The sequence below is a fragment of the Pseudomonas frederiksbergensis genome (assembly GCF_003732665.1).
In the GTDB taxonomy this organism is placed as follows: Bacteria; Pseudomonadota; Gammaproteobacteria; order Pseudomonadales; family Pseudomonadaceae; genus Aquipseudomonas; species Aquipseudomonas frederiksbergensis_G.
In genome coordinates, this window is record NZ_MOBP01000240.1 from 1 (window position 1) to 273 (window position 273).

General features: G+C 63.4%; 1 pseudogene. It reads left to right on the top strand.

The annotated features are described in order from the left end of the window. Nucleotides 1-225, top strand: a pseudogene (locus BK665_RS34600) (calcium-binding protein); the annotation flags it as partial. Nucleotides 226-273: the final 48 nt, after the last annotated feature.

The following is a 273-nucleotide window of genomic DNA, read 5'->3' on the forward strand; positions in this document are numbered from 1 at the left end:
GGTTCCTACACCATGGACGCCAACATCGAGTCGCTGACCTACACCGGGAAGGGCTCGTTCCCCGGTTATGCCAATGCCGGCGACAACACCAACACCGGCGGAACCGGTAACGATGTGCTGATGGGCGGGGAGGGCGCGGACCACTTGATCGGCGGCGCCGGCCTGGCCACTGCGAGCTATGCCGACAGCACCGAGGGAGTAACGGTTGATCTGATCTCCGGGTAACTTAACACCGGCGTGGCGGAGGGTGATACCTACGCCGGTATCGAGCTG